The organism is Priestia sp. BR_2 (genome assembly GCF_041954005.1).
In the GTDB taxonomy this organism is placed as follows: Bacteria; Bacillota; Bacilli; order Paenibacillales; family Paenibacillaceae; genus Paenibacillus_AQ; species Paenibacillus_AQ lautus_A.
This window is the reverse complement of the sequence record NZ_JAVFHM010000139.1, coordinates 78,270-94,926: the sequence shown is the minus strand read 5'-3', so window position 1 is coordinate 94,926 and position 16,657 is coordinate 78,270. Positions and strand designations below refer to the sequence as shown.

The window sequence follows — 16,657 nt, the reverse complement described above, 5'->3', positions numbered from 1 at the left end:
GGGGGATATCTGTTTATCGTACAGGAAGATGTTACAATAAGGATAAGCATCTATCTTGTATGAAGGAGGTTTCACATATGGAATTCAGAAGATTGGGCGGAAGCGGACTGAAGGTTAGCGATATCAGCCTCGGGAGCTGGCTGACCTACGGGGGATACGTGGAACGGGAAAATGCGGTCAAGTCGATTCAGACTGCCTATGGACTCGGCGTCAATTTTTTCGATACGGCGAACGTCTATGCTCAAGGAGCGGCCGAAGTCGTCGTGGGCGAGACGTTAAGGGCATTTCCGAGGGAATCCTATGTGCTGGCCACAAAGGTGTTCGGCAAGATGGGAGACGGACCGAATGATCAGGGACTGTCCCGCAAGCATATCAAAGAGCAGTGCGATGCCAGCCTGAAGCGGCTGGGCACCGATTACATCGACATCTACTACTGCCATCGATATCATGAGGAAACGCCGCTTGAGGAGACGCTTCGCGCGCTGGATGATCTTGTCCGGCAAGGCAAGGTGCTCTATGTCGGCGTCAGCATGTGGACGGCGGCCCAGATGGAAGCGGCCTTGGCCGTTGCGGACCGGTATTTACTGGACCGCATCGTGGTGAATCAGCCGCTGTATAACATGTTCGAGCGCAAGATCGAGGAGGAGATTATCCCGCTTGGCGAGAAGAAGGGGATTGGACAAGTCGTATACTCCCCGCTCGCTCAAGGGCTTCTGACCGGCAAGTACGCCTCGAAGCAGGACGTGCCGGAGAACAGCCGCGCGTCGAGGATTGGAGCAGACCGGCTCAAAATAAACGAAGATCGCATACAGAAGGTGCAGGCGCTGGGCCTTGTCGCAAGCGAGCTGGACATGACCGTCGGCCAATTGGCCTTGGCCTGGATTCTGCGCCAGAACAACGTAGCCAGCGCACTGGTGGGCGCCAGCCGTCCGGAACAGGTGGAAGAGAACGTGAAGGCTTCCGGCATGAAATTGTCCTCGGATACGCTGGCTGTCATCGAGGACATCCTGAAGGCGGATCCGAATTAGGAAAGAATCAGGTCATTGATTTCGGGTGCGGAGCATACGCGGTTGCGCCCGCTTTCCTTGGCGCGGTACAGCTCGCGGTCCGCTTGCTGGAGCAGCTCCTTGGCATTTTTGGACCGGATCGTATCGGGATGCACGGCAGCGCCGATGGACACGGTGATTCGTAGCTTGGCTCCGTCTTCGAGGGTGAAGACGTGGTCCTCTACCGCGGCTCGGATTCGTTCCGCGATCGCGGCCGTCTCGTCGATGGTGGCTTCCGGGACCAGTACCGAGAATTCCTCCCCGCCGTTGCGGGATACCTCGTCAAAAGAACGGGAATGATCCCTCAGCACTTTGCTGAGCTGCTGCAAAACTACATCTCCGGCCGCATGGCCGTAGGTGTCGTTTATTTGTTTGAAATGATCGATGTCCACGACCAGGACACCCAGCCGCTCGCTGAAATGCTGGGCTTCGAGGAAGCGTTCCGACAACAGCTGCTCGAACTGGCGCAAATTGTGCAGGCTGGTCAGGTAATCCGTTTCCGCGTTCTTTTTCATCTGCAGGAACAGTTTATTCGAGGTGTTGATATACTCGGTCAGCATGTAGATGACCACCGTGGCCAGCACCGATATGACGAGCTGTTGCGTGAAGACGGTAAACACCTTTTGATGGTTCGGGATGTTCATCCACATAATGAACAAGATGACCAACATGCTGGATAGGCTCATTAGCAGCATTTTGCTCAGACGATTCCAATGGGTGCGGGAGAGGATCCCGCAGACGACGCTGATCAGCAGCATGCCCGCACCTGCAATGGCCGAGGAAGCGGACATGCCGAACAGGATCAGCCGTCCAAGTGCAATCAGCATGCCGGCAATCAAGGACGGAAGCCATCCCAGGTAGGTGGCGATCACCATAATGGCCAGATGCCGCAAATCAGCAAAAAACCGCGGGTCGATGGGGAACGAGTAGTACATTAAAATGATCCCATAGATGCCAAAGAGCAGCCCGGCGTTGATCTTGACGGTGAAGGAGGGCACCACGACACCTGCGACATATTTTTGGGACAGCAGTCCGGATAAGTATAAGAACGTTACAAATATACAAAAATTGGTAAATAGTATATTAGTCATAGGGGATCATTCCTTTCACGTACCCTGCGGTAGGAACGACAGAGCGATGAAGACATTCACCCCTATTTTATCGGAAAATGGAATTGTATGTCGAATGATAAACGTAATTTTTGTTAATTTTCTGGGACCTGCAATGGTAGGCGAACCTCGAACATCGTCAACTCTGTCGTACTGGTCACCTGGATCGTGCCATGATGGGCATCGACGATGGTTTTTACGATGGCCAGGCCTAGCCCCGAGCCACCGGTTTGATCGGTCCGCGATTCATCTGCCCGGTAAAACCGCTCGAACAAGTGGGGGATGGCATGCTGGGGAATCGGAGGACCGTAGTTGATCACCTGTACGATGGCAAACTTGGGATCCTGCGATACTTTTAAATCCACACGCCCGGCCTCCCGTCCGTGCCTTACCGCATTGGACAGCAGATTCTCGAAGGTGCGCATCAGCTTATCCCCGTCCGATGAGATCATGATTTTCTCCACGGCAGGCGTAAACACGACCTGTACTCCTTCATGCTGCCCGGTCAATGAAAAGTCCACGGACAATTGGGCAAGCAGCTCAACCAAATTGATGTCCACACGGTTAATCGGGGAGTACCCCATCCGGGTGTACTCAAACAAATCATTCACGAGGCCGCCCAGACGCAGCGATTTATCGTAGGCGATATCGGTGTAATAGCGGAGTTCGACCTCATCCTTGTAATGGTCTTCGTTGACCAGCCGCAAGTACCCGATGATGGAGGTGAGCGGGGTGCGCAGATCATGCGATACGTTGCTGATAAGCTCGTTTTTGGACTGGACCGCCATCCGCTCCTCTGCCAGCGACAGCTTGAGCTGCTGGGCCATTTGATTGATTTGCACGGCCATCTGGCCCAGCTCGTCGTTCGAGCTTACGATGATCGCCTGGTCCAACTCGCCCTTCGCCAAACGCTGTGTCCCCTGCATCAATTGATTGATTTGGCGAATGGTGCCTTGACTTAAGAGAAGCACCATGCAGATAAACAGCACGATGCCGATGATCGTCGGGACGACCGGAAAGCCGAAGAAACTCGACAGCGTGCGTTCCACTCTGAAAAGGGTGTCTACCCAGGGCTCCTTCCAATACTCCCGGCCGATCAATCGCATGATCTGCTGTGCGATGAACAATATGGACAAGGTCAAGGCACCGCTGGCGAAGAACAGCGTGATAATCTTCCACTGCAGCTTACGCATGGATTTTGTACCCGACGCCCCATACCGTTTGGATGAGTTTATAACCGAGTTCTTTCTCGAGCTTGTCCCTCAGGTTGCTGATATGAACCATGACCGTATTGTTGGAGACGTAATATTTTTCCTTCCAGACCTGCTGGAAGATATCCTCGGCGCTAAAGATTCTCCCCGGCTGACGGGCAAGCAAGTACAAAATCTCGAATTCCCTGGCCGTCAGGGAGATCGCATGGCCATTGGCCGTTACTTCATGCGTTGTCCGGTTAATGTCGAGCCCGTCGATCCGGATCCGGTCGCTGTCCCCCTGGTGAAGGTCCACGTTGTACTGGGTGGAGCGCCGCAGCAGCGTTTTGACTCGTGTCGTCAGTTCCAGCGGATTGAACGGTTTAATCATATAATCATCCGCGCCTGTCATGAGCCCCAGTATTTTATCCATATCCTCGCTCTTCGCGCTCAGCATCAGAATAGGAATGGACGAGGTTTCCCGGATTCTGCGGCAGGTGTCGATCCCGTTCAGCTTGGGCATCATGACGTCCAGAATCACGAGATCTATCATTCCGTTGTTCGAGGTCATGGCCTGCAGGGCTTCTTCCCCGTCGTGGGCTTGGATTACGCGGTATCCCTCATTCTCCAGATAAATGGAAATCAGCCCGGATATTTCTTTATCGTCATCTACGATTAATACGCTTCTCATTCGATATCCTCCCGTACATCTCCCATGAAAACTATGATTCCTTTAGGAACAGTGTACCCTAAATCAACCGCATAAAGTGCAGCTTTGCCTTCAAAAAATAGGGAAGTACTTGCACCATAGCTATTTAAAAAGGCCGGATACGAAATTCGATAGGATGCCTTGGCGATCGAATCCGTAATCCATCAGCTTCCGGGTTTCCGTAAAACGCTGATCGGCGTCCCCGGTTCCCATCACGACGGAAATCAGCCGGTTTCCGCCCCGTGACGCGGTTCCCGTGAAGCAATAACCGGCCGAGGCCGTATACCCGGTCTTAAAGCCGTCATTGCCTTGGTAAGCATGCGGCTCGCCGGGCAGCATGAGATTCGTGGTGTGCAGGGAGAGTTCCTTCTGCGGGACGGGCAAATCCCGCTGGCTGGTTACCTCAAGCAGATCCGGGTGTTTGTTCACCAGCCATCTGGCGAGCATGGCCGAGTCCCGGGCCGTCATGACGGTGTCCCCTTCGGAGGCCGCCTCGGCAAAAGGAACCAGGTCGGCCGCTGGCAAACCGGAAGCGTTGGCGAATACGGTGCGGTCAGAGAGGCCGATTTCCTTCGCCCGGGCATTCATGGTCTCCACGAATCGGGCCTCCGACCCGCCGAGGTGTTCCGCAATAGCAACGGCCGCATCATTGGCCGAATGGATAATGAGTGCTTCGAACAGCTGCTTCAGCGTGTAACGTTCGCCTTCATGCATGCCGATGGCCGAACCGGGTACCTCTGCGGCATATCGGCTGACCGGTACGTTCTCGTCCCAGGCATGCTGCCCGGAACGAACAGCATCCAGCACCAGCAGCTCGGTCATCATCTTGGACATGCTTGCGGGAGGAAGGGGGAGATCGGCATGCATCGCGTAGAGCACGCGGCCCGTATCCGCATGAATCAGGATGGCCGAGCTCGCTTTGATGGGAGGGGGTATAAATACCCTTGCTATGAACACGGCTATCAGAATGACGCCGAACAGCAGCAGCAACAGGCTTAATTTCGCGCGTCCCTTGCCGCGTTTCGCACGCTGATGCCGAAGCGTGCCGGTTTGCTGCCGGGATGATTCAGGGGCTGGAGGTGCTTTGCGGGGATGCTTGGTTATGGATTCCATGGCGCTCTATCGTCTCCTTTGACTGGTTATGCGTCTCATTTATGTATGTTCTAAGTCTAGCCAGACAAACTAAAGTAATTTTTAATTGAATCTAAAGAAATCTTAAAGATTACCAGCAGCATTTTTGATGCAGGATGTTGACCTTGAAGCGAATAAGATTTATACTTGATCTAAAAATAAATTAAAAGGGTGAATACCTTGAAATCTTTAAATCTGACGACGCAACGCCAAGCGGTGTATGATGTCCTTCGGGAATCGCATGATCATCCGACTGCTGCGGATATCATGAACCGGCTGGTGGAGAAAGGATATAATCTCGCGTACGGGACCGTTTATAATTCCCTGCGTTACTTGACGGATAAACAGCTGATCCGGGAATTGAAGCTGGGCGAGAGCGCGAGCCGATACGATGCCCGTACCGACGAGCACCAGCATATTATTTGTGAAGTCTGCGGCAAAGTGGACGAAGTCATGACGGAGGTGCCAGAGGATTGGGCTGCTACGGTAGCCGGTGAAACCAACTACGTTATCCATCATGCTCACGTCGTATTCGGGGGGGTGTGTCCAGAATGTCAAATCAAACGGAAGAAATGACGGAGCTCGGGAAAGTCTATGCGTTTCCGGATTTCCAATCCGGCAATCTGTATGTGCGTCCCACGACGCCGATGGCGATTGGAGATGCTTGTCCCACCACGCTGCGGGCCGCATTGATCAGCCGTTCTCCGGGGCGCGTGAACGAAATGTTCATAACCTTGACAGAGAACTGCTTCGAGGTCATGATGTTCCGTAAATGGGAACCGCGACTGCAGTCCGCCCTGAACACGGGACTGATTATCGCCGACATGACGGGCTGCCGGAATATGGCGGCGTTCAACAAGGAGAAGGAGCTTCTGCTGCCGGAACATACCACGATTCCGATCCTGTATCTTGTAGGCGAGGAGCTCATGAGCAATGCAGGATCAAGCCTGTTGGATGAAGAGCTGATGGTATGGCCGGCCCGTTCCAAAGATACGATGATGTATCAGGTGCAGCGGACGATTCGCTTGTTCTCCCCGGCAGCGGGTTTGTCGGGTGGAGAAGAGGTCATGCGGGGACTGATCTATAAAGATTTATCGATCGACCGGGATAAAATGACCATCCACCGGGGCAGCACCCCGATTCACTTGACCAAGACGGAGTATCATCTGCTGATGCTGCTGCTGGACAGCGAAGGGGCCGTATGCACGCGTGAGGACCTGATGTGCAAAATTTGGGATACCGATTTTATGGGCGGCAGCAACGTGGTGGATGTCCACATCAAAAGCTTGCGCAAGAAGCTGAACGACAACGCGGGTGCCCCGCGCTATATCGCAACGGTTAGAGGAGTGGGATACCGCCTGGCGGATTAATCCCCTCCTTTTTTTTGTTCATTCGCGATTGTCGCAATGATTCATCCGAACTTCATATAAGGCTCATGGAAGGGTCACATAACGCTCACGCGACAATCATGATCCGAGCGAACCTCCGATGATACAATCATTTCATAAATTTAGATTCAGTCTAAAATCAATTATAGAAATGATGGAGGGTTCATAGATGGATAGATTGACAACCAACCAAGGTGCTCCCGTAGGAGATAACCAAAATTCCAAAACGGCGGGCCGCCGCGGGCCGACACTGCTTGAGGATTATCATCTGATCGAAAAAATCGCCCACTTCGACCGTGAACGGATTCCGGAGCGCGTCGTTCATGCACGCGGAGCAGGTGCCCACGGCGTATTTGTGGTCGAGCATGACATGAAGCCGTACACCAAAGCGGCATTCCTGCAGGAAATCGGTCAGGAAACCCCCGTGTTCGTCCGGTTCTCCACGGTTATCCATGGAACGGGGTCGCCCGAAACGGCACGCGATCCGCGCGGATTCGCCGTGAAGTTCTATACGGAGGAAGGGAACTATGACATTGTAGGCAATCATCTCCCGGTCTTCTTCATTCGGGATGCGATCAAATTTCCCGATATGGTGCATTCCTTGAAGCCTTCGCCGGAAAGCAACATTCAAGAGCCAGGCCGGTATTGGGATTTCATGACGCTGTCTCCGGAATCCACCCATATGATGACCTGGCTGTTCTCGGATCATGGCACGCCGGCAAACTATCGCGAGTTGGACGGATTCAGCGTCCATGCGTTCAAGTGGGTGAACAGCGAAGGCAAAGTGACCTACATTAAATACAAATGGGAATCCGTGCAAGGCATCAACACGCTGAATGCAGACGAAGTGGGAGCGGTGCAGGGCAAGGACTTCAATCATGCCACCCGTGATCTTCGCGAACACATCGCTAACGGGAATTTCCCGAAATGGCGCCTGCAGGTGCAGCTGATGTCTCCGGAAGAAATGGATGATTTGTCCTTTGATCCCCTGGATCCGACCAAGACTTGGCCGGAGGATCGCTTCCCGTTCATAACCGTGGGTACGATGACCCTGAACCGTAACCCGCAGAATTTCTTCGCCGAGGTGGAGCAGGCGGCTTTCTCCCCAAGCGCATTGGTGCCCGGCATTGAGCCGTCCGAGGATAAATTGCTGCAGGGCCGGTTATTCTCTTACCCGGATACGCAGCGTCATCGTCTGGGCGCCAATTATTTGCAGATCCCGATCAACTGCCCGTATGCCCCTGTGCGCAATCATCAACGCGACGGCTTGATGAACGTGAATCAAGATCCGTCGCCGGTGAACTATGAACCGAACAGCTATACAACGGGCCCTGTGGAAGATCCGTCCGTGAATGAGAGCGAAGCTCCGCTGAGCGGTCATGTCGTTCGTCAGCGCATCGAGAAAACGGATGACTTCACCCAAGCCGGCGAATTGTACCGTTCGTTTACGGAGCAGCAGAAGGATCATCTGCTTCGCAATCTGGTTGATGACCTGAGCCAGGTCAAATCCGACATCCAGCTCCGTGCCGTATGCAATTTCTACCGTGCAGACGCCGAATATGGCGCAAGACTTGCCGCAGGGCTTGGCGTAGACCTGAGCGGATTCATCCCGGCCGGTCAGCCGAAGTAACACCAAACATATAAGAGCCCACCATCCTGTTTCCGCTGTGCAGGATGGAAGGCCTTTATATAGACGGCGATCCATGGTCGCCGGCCAAAAGAGGTACCCGCATAAATGGGTGCCTCTTTTTTTCATCCACTGAAATATATAAGTGGAGCAGCAGAGGAACGCCTATTCCTTTGCTGCTTTTTTGCATGCGGCAGGAAAGGGGGGCTTTTTGGAAGAATAAGACCTTAGTGGCTTTATCTATGGGATCATGGCCTTTATACTGGAGTCAGCTGCTAGAAGCTATACGGCATGAAGGTTGCACAAGCTAGAATTTAAGAGAGTGAGGCATATATCATGGCACAGCATATGAAAGATCGGGTTGTAGCCTTGGCAGGCCCGCGCAAAGCGGCGGACATGGCCAAGCTGGTGGAGAAGATGGGAGGCACGGCGGTGCTTCGCCCGGCGCAGGGGACGGTATTTTTGGATGATGAAGTGCTCCGGCGTTCCATCGAAGCTTGGCTCGAGGCGCCTGCGCCGTGGGCGATCTTTACGACGGGAATCGGCCTGGAGGCCATTTACGATACGGCCGAGCAGATGGGCCTGTTGGATACATTGAATGAAACGCTTCAAGACACCTCGATTGCGGCAAGAGGGTACAAGACCGCGAATGCTCTGAAAAAACGCGGTTTGGCACCGGTCGTCAGAGACGATGACGGCAGCACGTCCGGACTGATCCGGTCGCTTGCGCCGCATGACTTGTCGGGTCAACGCGTCATTCTGCAGCTGCATGGCGAGTCTGCGCCTAAGCTGGTCGATTGGCTTCAGCAACGGGGAGCGGAGGTGCAGCAGATTCTGCCTTATAAGCATATTCCGCCGCTGGAGGAGGATATTTCCCTGCTCGTTGACGAAATCGTTGGCGGCAAGGTTCATGCGGTTGCTTTTACAAGTGCGCCACAGTTTCGTTTTCTTGCGGATTATGCTCGTGCCCATGGCAAGCTGGAAGCCGTGCTGGAGGCGTTCCGCGGACCGGTCGTGGCGGCGGCTGTCGGCAAGGTGACGGCTCAGGGACTCCGCGAGGAAGGCATTGAACGCATGGTGGTTCCCGAGGAAGAGCGAATGGGCAGCATGATGGTGACGCTTGGCCGTTATTTTGCTCAAAATCAAGAATAATGTCATGATATAACGTAACGAAGCTAAGGATTTCGATCCATTCCAGCTCGTCGATGCATGTTCCTCAGGTTCATGTGAAATATTGAGTAGTAAATAGGAGGATGACCGATGGATAAGAGAAAAGCATTGCTGCTCGGCAGCTACACGCACCCGAAGTTTCATCCGCTGCAAGGCATAGACAAACAGATCACGCATCTGCTGAACGACATGTTCACCGTGCAGTGCACGGAAAACCATAAAATGCTTCATGAAAGCAATCTCTACCCTTACGAGCTGTGCATCGCCTATAGCGACTTGTGGGACGAGCGGGTTTCGCCGCGGCAGACCGCAGGCCTGCTGTCCTACGTTAGCGGAGGCGGCGGCTTGCTCGTGATTCATAATGGCGTTACCTTGGCAAACCGTTATGAGCTGGCGCAGCTGATTGGCGCCCGTTTTGACGGGCACCCGCCGATGGAGAAGCTGTATTTCGTTCCGGGGGAGACCGATCACGATATTACGGAGGGCGTTGAGCCGTTTGTGCTGGACGAGGAGCCTTACCGGTTCGTATTCAGTCCGTTCACGGAAAAAACCGTGCTGCTGCATTATGAGTACGAAGGCAAGCAGTGGCCTGCCGCCTGGTGCCATACGTATGGCATTGGACGCGTGGTCTTCTTGATGCCGGGCCATCATGAGCCGTCCTTTCTCCAGCCTCAGCTGCGTTTAATGATTACGCAAGCGGCCAAGTGGGCGGCGCGCGTTCCGGGTTAAGGCATTTCGAAATGATCGGGCAGGAGGGACGCGCGTGAGCGGGAAGATACTAATTGTTGAGGATGAAGCGAAAATATCCCGTTTGCTTGAAATCGAGCTGGAGAGTGAAGGATACCAGGTCACCAAGGCGGATAACGGGCTGGATGCGCTTGAGGCATACCGCAGCCAGGAGGTGGATCTCATTCTGCTGGATGTCATGCTTCCGGGTATGAGCGGCATTGAGCTGCTGCGGCGGATTCGTGCCCATGATTCCCATACGGCCGTGCTGCTGCTTACGGCGAAGAGCTCCGTTGAAGATAAGGTATCGGGGCTGGATCTTGGAGCCAATGATTATATTACGAAGCCGTTTCAGATCGAAGAGCTGCTGGCGCGGATTCGTGCTGCATTACGGCTTCAGGGAAAGCCTCATCCGGAAGAAGAATCGGCTGGGGAGTGGCTTACGGCCGCGGATTTGAAATTGAATGAAGGCACGCGGGAAGTGATTCGCGACGGCAGAAGGATCGATCTGACGCCGCGTGAATTTGACTTGCTCGTCTATTTGCTGAAGAACAAGCGGCAGGTGCTGAACCGCGAGCAGATTCTTGCTGCCGTGTGGGGGTACGATTATTACGGCGATACCAACGTCGTTGATGTATACATACGTTACGTCCGCAAGAAAATCGATCATGGCGGCACGCAAGAGCTCATCCACACCGTTCGCGGCGTCGGCTACGTGCTGAAAGAAACCCTATGAAGCTGAGCAGCAAAATCCATCTCTATTCGTCGGTGCTGATGGCCGCCATCCTGATTGTCATGAATTTATCCGTGTATTACGTGTTCAGCAAAATGACGGTGGACAGCCAGCTGGAGCAGGCGGAAGCCGAGGCGGGAAGCATCGTCAGAAGCATTGCGCATTCTGCCGCGACCATTCCCATTGACGATCTGCTGCGAAGTTATGTCCCGGCTGACGGAAAGATTCAATTCGTCCCGGCTGACAGCAAGGCCAAGTCTCCTTACGTGACCTCCTCCGGCGAGGATATGGATGAGCTGAAGCTGCCTTATAACGCCAATAAGCAGGTCGAGCAGATCCGATATGAAGGAATGCGTTATGTGCTGGTGTCCCTGCCTGTCATTTGGAGCGACGGGGCGGTATACAACATCCAAATTTCCCGCAGCCTTGCCGCTACGATGGAGACGCTGCAGGTGCTGCGCATTGTGCTGATGGCCGTAACCGCGATCGCTTTGGTTCCGGTCATCATTTCGACGCGGATATTGGGGCGTTTAATCGTGCAGCCGATTACGGCCTTAATCCGTACGATGCGGGAGATTCGGCAGAGCGGACGGTTCCGTCGGATCGAGCTGAAGGAAACATCCAAGGATGAGCTGGTGGAGATGGGGGCTGCGTTCAATGACATGATCACGCTGCTGGAGAGCAACCATGCGAGGCAGGAACAATTCGTGTCCAACGCTTCCCATGAGTTAAAAACACCGCTCACCATCATCGAGAGTTACGCCAGTTTGTTGAAGCGGCGAGGCCTGGATCGGCCGGAGCTGTTCATGGAGTCCGTCGATGCGATCCATTCGGAAGCGATCCGGATGAAGGAGATGACGGAGCAGTTGCTGCTGCTTGCCCGCAACCAGGACCAATGGCAGGTCGAGATGGAGCAGGTGGATCTCGCAGCATTATCGGAGTCTTCCGCTCGCGCATTTCGCGATGCCTATAACCGCACGGTCGAGGTTGAAGCCGACGGCGAGGTTCTGGGCTGGACGGACAGCCGCAGGCTCAAGCAGCTCTTGTTCATTCTGCTGGATAATGCACGCAAATACAGTGACGAACATATCGTCATCCAGTTGGGCAGAAAGCCGTCGGAGGTATATATCCGGGTCATCGACCGCGGAATCGGCATTGCCAAAGAAGAGCTGGAGCACGTCTTCGACCGTTTCTACCGGGTGGACGAAGCTCGTACCCGCCGGGGCGGGGGAGCCGGCCTTGGATTGTCGTTGGCCAAGGATATCGCGGAGGCCATCTCTGCTGAGCTGGAGCTGGACAGCCTGCCCGGCGTGGGCACAACGGCCACCATTCGGCTCCAAGAATCGAAATAAACGTCAGCAGCCCACCGTTTTCTCATCGAATTCTAACCATGCTGCGCTATACTGACGGTAAAGACCGAATGGGTTGCGAGGTGATTCAATGCGTAAAAAAGTGAGTGTGCTGCTGGGCGTCATTATCGTGGTGGCCGTCATGATCATCGTGAATGCGGTATGGAGTCCGTTTACCCGTTCGACGGAGGCGATGTCGCAGGAGGAAGCCGTAAGCGGAGTATTGAAACAATATCCGGACGGTGAGATTACAAAAGCAACGCTGGATGGGGAGATGTACCGGATGGAGCTGGAGTCCAATTCCGGAAGGTATGAGATGACGGTGGATGCCCGTCAAGGCGATATCGTGTCCATCAAGCAGTTGGACAAAGCGCCAGCGAAGCAAGAGCCCGGCGAAACCAAGCAGCCGACCGACAATCCAAGCACGACTCCTGCGGAGCCCGCTGAGAATGGCGAGAAGGGATCAGCGGATGGTGAAAGCGGAACTGCGGAGCCGCCTGCAACGATGATCACCAAAGAGTACGCGATCAAGCTTTCTTTAGAGAAGGTACCGGGAACGGTGGAAGACGTGGAATATCGCGAGAGCAAGAGCAGCCGTTATTATCTGGTCGAGATCGAGCGGGAAGACGGGCGCGAAGCGACCATTCAGGTCCACGCGATTACCGGCAAGATCATGACCGTGACTTGGGATGACGAGGATGACGATGAATAGATCAGAGGCCTATTCTCATTTTCTCATCGTATTCTAATGTTTCTCTCCGAAAGCTCTCATGTTGAGACGGTATATTGGGTTTGTAGAGATCACACAGAGAGTTTTGAGGAGGCGTAAGATGATGAACAAAAGAACATGGTGGGCAGGCGCACTGTCCGTAGCGATCGCGGCAAGTGGAGTATACGGCTATAGCACCGTGCAGGCTGCAGGGTCAGGACAGACAACGCCGGCAGGAACCCAGGCGGCAGCCAAACAGGAGAAGCAGCTCATTGGAATGGAAAAAGCCGAACAATTGGCACTCGCGGCTGCCAGCGGTACAGTGGAGAGCATTGACATCGACCGCAAAAAGGGCAAGCTGGTGTACGATGTTGAGATTCGGCAGAGCAACCGGGATGTCGATGTATGGATTGATGCCTACACAGGCAAATCCCTTGGCGTCATAGTAGATCGGGATGATGACGATGATGACCGTGACAGCATTCCGGGGAATCTGATCGGTGCCGGCAAGGCATCCGCGATCGCTGTCAAACACGTCAAGAGCGGGACAGCCGTAGAGGTTGATCTGGACCACGATGACGGCCGGTGGGTGTATGACGTCGAAGTGAAGACGGCCAAAGGCTCGTCCGAGGTTGAGATCAACGCGGTCAGCGGCAAAGTGATCAAGGCAGAATACGAAAAATACGACGACCATGATGATGACGACCACGATGACCATGATGATTGGGATGATGATCACGATGATCATTACGATGATGATCGGGATGACGATTAAACCGTTCTTCATCTGCGTAGGATAGCCGTATCAGCGAACAGCACGGGATATAACCCGGCTGTTCGCTTTTTTGTCATGGCATTAGTGCATTCCCGCCGTCCACCCGATTGGCCCTCATATTTCATGGAAAATCAGGGGACATTGATAAGGGAGCTTCTCGATACTTAGAAAGCAAGTCCAAGGATAGATGTTTTTGCCAGCGTTAAAGGTTATAATGGAACCAGACAACGACCGGGAGGGATATATCGTGAGTGATCTTTTTAAGAAAGCCATCTCGTTAGGATTGGGCCTTACCGTGGTCAGCAAGGAAAAAGTAGAGAAAATCGTGGACGATCTGGTCAAACGCGGGGAGCTGGCTCCTGCGGAATCCAAGGCGCTGGTGAACCGCCTCGTCGAGCGCGGCGAAGAGGAGCAATCCCAGATCAAGTCATATATTTATGAGCAGGTGCAGCGCGTGTTGTCCGATCTGGATGTTCCCAAAGAGAGCGATGTCGCCAGCCTGGAACAGCGCATTGCCGCTCTGGAGAAGAAGGTTGTAGAACTGGAAGGATCGCGGCAGGAATAGATGGCGGTCCGAATTCGACATGCCGGACGTTACCGGGAAATCGCCATGGCGCTCATGCGTCATGGCTTTGGCTATATGGTGGAGGAGATGGGACTGTTCCATGTTCTGTCGCTGCCTGTCCGCTGGAGCTCCAAGGAGCAGCCGGAGACGATTACGCTTGGGGAACGCATTCGGCGAGTGCTGGAGGATCTGGGGCCTGCCTTTGTGAAGCTGGGCCAATTGGCGAGTACCCGATCGGACCTGCTGCCAGACCACATTATCCAGGAATTGGTCAAGCTGCAGGAACGGGTGCCTCCGTTCCCTTCCGCGAGCGCACGGGAGCTGATTGAACAAGAATGGGGCATGCCGATCGACGACGTGTTGAGTGAGTTTGAGGACAAGCCGCTGGCTGCCGCCTCAATCGGCCAGGTTCACGCCGGGAGGCTGAAATCCGGAGAGCTTGTAGCGATCAAGGTGCAGCGTCCGGGCGTGGCCCGCATGATCGGCCGCGACTTGGAAATCCTGCGGGATTTAATTTCGATTGCCGAGCGCCATTGGGAATGGGTGAAGCAGTACCGCGTGGATCGAATCGTTGACGAGTTTGCCAGAGCGATGATGGCGGAGCTGGATTACAGCCATGAAGCCCGGAATGCGGAGAAGATCGCATCCCGGATGACGGAGCAGGAATTTGTCCATATTCCGCGGATTTATTGGGATTATACGTCATCGAAGGTGTTGATGATGGAGTATGCCGAGGGTATTACCTTAAGCCGCAGGCAGGAGGTTGTGGCCAAGGGGCATGATCTCAAGGCGATCGCCGAGCATCTGACCGACGGCATGCTGCAGCAGATTTTTATTGAGGGCTTCTTTCATGCCGACCCTCATCCGGGGAACCTGCTCGTCAGGGAGGACGGCAAGCTGGTCTTTCTGGATTTCGGGCTGGTGGGTCACCTCAGCGAAGATATGAAGGATCATCTGTCAGGACTTATTATTGCATTGATGCGGCGGAATTCGGAAGGGATGATCCGGGCGATTTCCCGAATGGGTTTGATTCCGGACGATTGCGATATGGATGCGCTGCGGTCGGATATGGACCGTCTGCGGGAAGAGTATTATGACGTGCCTTTTGCTCAAGTGCGCATCGGCAAGGCGTTGACCGATCTGTTTGCCGTTGCCCAGCGGCACCGGATTATGCTGCCTCCGGATATGACGCTGCTTGGCAAATCATTGCTGACCCTGGAAGGGGTCATCGAGATGCTGGACCCGAGCCTGAGCATTATCGATATGGCGGAGCCTTTCGGAAGGAAGCTGCTGAAGAAGCGGTACAATACCCGCCGGATCAGCAGGAAGGTGCTGGATGGGGTGGCGGGGCTTGCCGAGAGTTTGCTCGATCTGCCCGGTCAAGCCCGGCAGCTGTCGGCCCTGATCAGCAAAGGAAAACTGCGGGTGGAGATCAGCGTTCCGGAACTGAAAATGCTGATGCGCAAGTTGGATCAGATCAGTAACCGGCTGTCCTTCAGCATCGTGCTTCTGGCTTTCAGCATCATCATGGTAGGGCTGATTATCGGATCGTCGCTCAGCCGGGAGCCGATGATGATATGGAGCTTTCCGGTGATTGAAGTCGGATTCATCGTAGCCCTGCTGATGGTGGCATGGCTGCTGTACGCCATATTCAAATCCGGCAGGTTCTAGCCTGCCGATTCGGCTCTTGTCCGTTTGCGCTGCTGCATCCAGGCCTGGACACCGATCAGGATCCACTCTATGAGATGGAAAAATACGGCGATGACCAACGATTGCAGCCAGCCCTCCACGGGAATGGCGGGCACGATCAGAGAGGCTATGTACAGCAGCAGCGTATCGGTCACGACCGTCACTGCCTGTTTCATATAGATGGAGGTATCCTTGCGAAGCAGAAGCCGCAGCAAGGCGATGACCAATGGATGTATGAGACCTTCGAAGATCAGGAACCCGACCAGGACGAAAAGCGAGAAGCCGAGCAGCACGCCTTGGCCGTCGTAGGCAAGCGTTTCGCCTGCTCTTGAAGGATCGGGCATGGGGAACCACTGGGCATACAGCATGGAAAAGAGCTCCAATGGCATAATGATAAAGGCCGACAACAGCGGAATGAGCCACAGCTTCTTCCGGAAGGGAACGATGGGCTCCCCGTCGCGTCTTGAAATATAATTCATCATTAGATTGATAAGGCCGAATAGGATCATCAAGATCAAGGCTGTCAGGATGAGCTGTAGGATATGCATATCGGGGACACCTCCTCGCTGGTGTATACTGGATTTCTATATCATTGACATTACCAAAGTCAGGGTCGTTTGTCAGTTTTCTGGCGAAAATAGTGAATGGATCCAAACCATATCTTCATTCACTGGACACATAAGGGAAGCGCCCTGTTCTTCTAAGAACGAATGGTATCGGCCTTTTGTTGGGATTTATGTA

At 54.0% G+C, this 16,657-nt stretch carries 17 protein-coding genes; 12 read left to right on the top strand and 5 right to left on the bottom strand.

Annotated elements, in window-relative coordinates:
• The first annotated feature begins 77 nt into the window (after positions 1-77).
• Entirely contained in the window at positions 78-1,028 is a 951-nt protein-coding gene (locus tag RB298_RS05595) for an aldo/keto reductase family protein (protein ID WP_096775810.1), read from the top strand.
• Here the strand turns inward: RB298_RS05595 and RB298_RS05590 are convergent.
• From RB298_RS05590 to RB298_RS05575, 4 genes are all read right to left on the bottom strand, one after another.
• Positions 1,025-2,137 (bottom strand): diguanylate cyclase, encoded by a 1,113-nt coding sequence (locus tag RB298_RS05590; RefSeq protein WP_036662016.1) that lies wholly within the window; start codon positions 2,135-2,137, stop codon positions 1,025-1,027. The two genes, RB298_RS05595 and RB298_RS05590, sit on opposite strands and share 4 nt — an antisense overlap.
• Before the next feature lie 113 nt (positions 2,138-2,250).
• Positions 2,251-3,348 (bottom strand): sensor histidine kinase, encoded by a 1,098-nt coding sequence (locus RB298_RS05585; RefSeq protein WP_096775811.1) that lies wholly within the window; start codon positions 3,346-3,348, stop codon positions 2,251-2,253.
• A complete protein-coding gene (locus RB298_RS05580) occupies positions 3,341-4,036 on the bottom strand; it encodes a response regulator transcription factor (protein WP_036662019.1) in 696 nt (231 codons plus the stop codon). Before RB298_RS05580 ends, RB298_RS05585 begins: the two co-directional genes overlap by 8 nt.
• A gap of 120 nt (positions 4,037-4,156) precedes the next feature.
• Positions 4,157-5,167: a D-alanyl-D-alanine carboxypeptidase family protein gene (locus RB298_RS05575; protein ID WP_486046273.1), complete on the bottom strand. Its 1,011-nt coding sequence runs from the start codon at positions 5,165-5,167 to the stop codon at positions 4,157-4,159.
• A gap of 198 nt (positions 5,168-5,365) precedes the next feature.
• On the opposite strand from RB298_RS05575, the gene RB298_RS05570 reads away from it, so the two are divergent.
• The 11 genes from RB298_RS05570 to RB298_RS05520 all read left to right on the top strand — a co-directional run bounded on the left by RB298_RS05570 (position 5,366) and on the right by RB298_RS05520 (position 15,898).
• Complete coding sequence (locus tag RB298_RS05570) at positions 5,366-5,761, top strand: Fur family transcriptional regulator (protein WP_009590342.1); 396 nt, start codon at positions 5,366-5,368, stop codon at positions 5,759-5,761.
• The gene (locus tag RB298_RS05565; RefSeq protein WP_009590363.1) at positions 5,737-6,555 is read left to right on the top strand and encodes a winged helix-turn-helix domain-containing protein; all 819 of its coding nucleotides are present in this window, start codon (positions 5,737-5,739) and stop codon (positions 6,553-6,555) included. The genes RB298_RS05570 and RB298_RS05565 overlap by 25 nt, the downstream gene beginning before the upstream one ends.
• A gap of 187 nt (positions 6,556-6,742) precedes the next feature.
• Entirely contained in the window at positions 6,743-8,203 is a 1,461-nt protein-coding gene (locus tag RB298_RS05560; protein ID WP_096775813.1) for a catalase, read from the top strand.
• Between the two features lie 333 nt (positions 8,204-8,536).
• Positions 8,537-9,352: a uroporphyrinogen-III synthase gene (locus RB298_RS05555; protein ID WP_096775814.1), complete on the top strand. Its 816-nt coding sequence runs from the start codon at positions 8,537-8,539 to the stop codon at positions 9,350-9,352.
• Between the two features lie 108 nt (positions 9,353-9,460).
• Positions 9,461-10,099 carry a ThuA domain-containing protein gene (locus RB298_RS05550; protein WP_009590348.1) on the top strand — a complete coding sequence of 213 codons (639 nt, stop codon included), beginning with the start codon at positions 9,461-9,463 and terminating at the stop codon, positions 10,097-10,099.
• 34 nt (positions 10,100-10,133) lie between these two features.
• Positions 10,134-10,832, top strand: coding sequence for a response regulator transcription factor (locus RB298_RS05545; protein ID WP_486046269.1), 699 nt, complete (start codon positions 10,134-10,136; stop codon positions 10,830-10,832).
• On the top strand, positions 10,829-12,181 hold the full coding sequence (locus tag RB298_RS05540) for a sensor histidine kinase (RefSeq protein WP_486046267.1): 1,353 nt from the start codon (positions 10,829-10,831) through the stop codon (positions 12,179-12,181). Before RB298_RS05545 ends, RB298_RS05540 begins: the two co-directional genes overlap by 4 nt.
• An 88-nt stretch (positions 12,182-12,269) precedes the next feature.
• On the top strand, positions 12,270-12,890 hold the full coding sequence (locus RB298_RS05535; protein ID WP_375121508.1) for a PepSY domain-containing protein: 621 nt from the start codon (positions 12,270-12,272) through the stop codon (positions 12,888-12,890).
• A 121-nt stretch (positions 12,891-13,011) separates the two neighbouring features.
• Entirely contained in the window at positions 13,012-13,662 is a 651-nt protein-coding gene (locus tag RB298_RS05530; RefSeq protein ID WP_486046265.1) for a PepSY domain-containing protein, read from the top strand.
• Between the two features lie 247 nt (positions 13,663-13,909).
• Positions 13,910-14,227: a phasin family protein gene (locus RB298_RS05525; RefSeq protein WP_009590344.1), complete on the top strand. Its 318-nt coding sequence runs from the start codon at positions 13,910-13,912 to the stop codon at positions 14,225-14,227.
• A complete protein-coding gene (locus RB298_RS05520) occupies positions 14,228-15,898 on the top strand; it encodes an ABC1 kinase family protein (protein WP_486046263.1) in 1,671 nt (556 codons plus the stop codon).
• On the opposite strand, the gene RB298_RS05515 is transcribed toward RB298_RS05520, so the two are convergent.
• Positions 15,895-16,464: a hypothetical protein gene (locus tag RB298_RS05515; protein WP_192570366.1), complete on the bottom strand. Its 570-nt coding sequence runs from the start codon at positions 16,462-16,464 to the stop codon at positions 15,895-15,897. The two genes, RB298_RS05520 and RB298_RS05515, sit on opposite strands and share 4 nt — an antisense overlap.
• Positions 16,465-16,657 lie beyond the last annotated feature (193 nt).